Source organism: Streptomyces sp. NPDC054796, assembly GCF_053611545.1.
In genome coordinates, this window is sequence record NZ_JBSHAO010000163.1 from 1 (window position 1) to 1,788 (window position 1,788).

The following is a 1,788-nucleotide window of genomic DNA, read 5'->3' on the forward strand; positions in this document are numbered from 1 at the left end:
AAGAAGGCCACTGAACCTCACTGGCAGCGGAACCGCCACCCACCTCAGAGGCCCGGGACAGTCAGCAGCCGCTTTTGCGCCGGTGGATACGCGTCGGCGAAGCACCAGTGTCGAACGGATCACGGAGAAGGCTGGGGCGGCCTCCAACCTCGCCAAAGGGGGACCTCCGAGGCACATGGATGCCGAATGAACTGGAACTATATGAATCGGGTGCGCTCGGACCGCATCCCGTCGAACCGCGGCGCCCCGGCGGCGGTCCGGCATGGCCGTGTTCGCGGTACCCACTTGCAGGGTGGCGCACTCTTGTCTGTCATCTCATAAACACTTGTTGTCAAGTTTGCATGTATGTACCTTCCTCGCTGTGACCCGACTTCGGGTCGACCTCTCCGTGACGAGGGTGAAAGGGAGTCGGGGAATGCGCGTTTCACAACACCTTGTGCATCTTGCGGCGAGTGGTGACATCGGCACCCTTGTGAACGGGCGGTCTCCGGTCTGGGGCCCGTTCGGAGAACTGGGCACAACGGGGCGGACGGTGATCCAGGTCCTCATGGCGGGCGTGGTTCTCGTCCTGCTGGGACGCGCGATCCTCGGCGCCGTGCACCTCAAGATCGGTGAGGGGCAGCACGACGTCGCACAGGTCAGCCGGGGCAAGAAGGAGATTGCTGGCAGCCTCGTCGGGGCCTTCGTCGTTGCCTCGACAGGAACGATCTTTACTGTCGTGTACGGGATGGGCATCTGATGGCCCGCCGCATCGCCCGTGGCAGGGGCACCCGGGTCCTGGTCGATGAGCCGCCGACCGAAACGGTGAGCGATAGGCCCTGGTGGCGGGGGATGGCCGTCACCGGAGCCGTATTTCTCGCGGTGGTCGTCCTCGCGGTGTTCATGGGCCTTTCCCCGGGTGGCAGCGGCGCCGGGTCCGACGGCCAGAGCCAGACCGCACCGGCGGAGAAGAACACCACGGGAGGGGACACCAAGAACACAGCGAAGAAGCTGGTCAATGGTGTCCCGGTCGGCTACGCCCACAGCCAGGCCGGCGTGGTTGAGGCCGCGGTGAACTACCAGGTGGCGCGTTCGTCCGCCGCCTACTTCACCGATGAGAAGGCCCGGCACGCGACGCTCACCGCGATGATGACCCGTCAGGCGCTGGAGCGGCAGATCCGCAACGACGACAGCGGGATGCAACAGGTCCTCACCTCGCTGGGCGTCACCGCCGACAGTGCGGACGAGCTGGTCGCGCGTGGTGCGGCGATGGGCACCCGGATCGCCACGTATACCAGCCAGGTGGCCACCGTCGAGGTGTGGATGGCCGGGCTCGTCGGCGTCGCGGCCGAGAACGCCCCGATGCCGGTATCCGCGTCGTGGACCACCTACACGCTGACCCTGCAGTGGGAGTCCGGTGACTGGAAGGTGTCCGCAATCACCTCCGTCGACGGCCCAACCCCTCTGGAGGCGGGCAGCGACAGCCCTACCACCCTCGACGAGTTCCGCACGGCAGACCGGAAGTTCAATGCGCCCCCGTATGTCGGCTGAGACCCGGGGTTGGATGCGGGCCCGTCTCGTCTGGGTGACTGGCCTGACCGCCACGCTCACCATCCTGCTCGCCCAAGGCCAGGCCCAGGCGAACAACTTCTCCGACTGGTCGTGCAAGAACATTCCGTTCGCCGACAAGGTCTGCGACGTCGTCGAGGAGACGAACCAGGCGATCGATTTCGCGAGCGACCCCCTGGGGTACATCGCCCAGTTCTTTAACAACGCCGTGACCAGTGTCTTCACGCAGATGATGAACTG

The 1,788-nt window shown here is 65.5% G+C and carries 2 protein-coding genes and 1 pseudogene; all 3 read left to right on the plus strand.

The window, feature by feature from the left end:
* Nucleotides 1-415 precede the first annotated feature (415 nt).
* Nucleotides 416-739, plus strand: a complete 324-nt coding sequence (locus ACWGJ2_RS40380; protein ID WP_453351410.1) for a hypothetical protein — start codon at nt 416-418, stop codon at nt 737-739.
* A 92-nt stretch (nt 740-831) separates the two neighbouring features.
* On the plus strand, nt 832-1,530 hold the full coding sequence (locus ACWGJ2_RS40385; RefSeq protein WP_453351411.1) for a hypothetical protein: 699 nt from the start codon (nt 832-834) through the stop codon (nt 1,528-1,530).
* Nucleotides 1,520-1,788, plus strand: a pseudogene (locus ACWGJ2_RS40390) (hypothetical protein); the annotation flags it as partial. The gene ACWGJ2_RS40385 and the pseudogene ACWGJ2_RS40390, both read left to right, overlap by 11 nt.

Bases quoted from the DNA above. Each gene is read 5' to 3' on its own strand.
- ACWGJ2_RS40380 (WP_453351410.1), top strand. From the start codon at position 416: ATGCGCGTTTCACAACACCTTGTGCATCTTGCGGCGAGTGGTGACATC.
- ACWGJ2_RS40385 (WP_453351411.1), top strand. From the start codon at position 832: ATGGCCGTCACCGGAGCCGTATTTCTCGCGGTGGTCGTCCTCGCGGTG.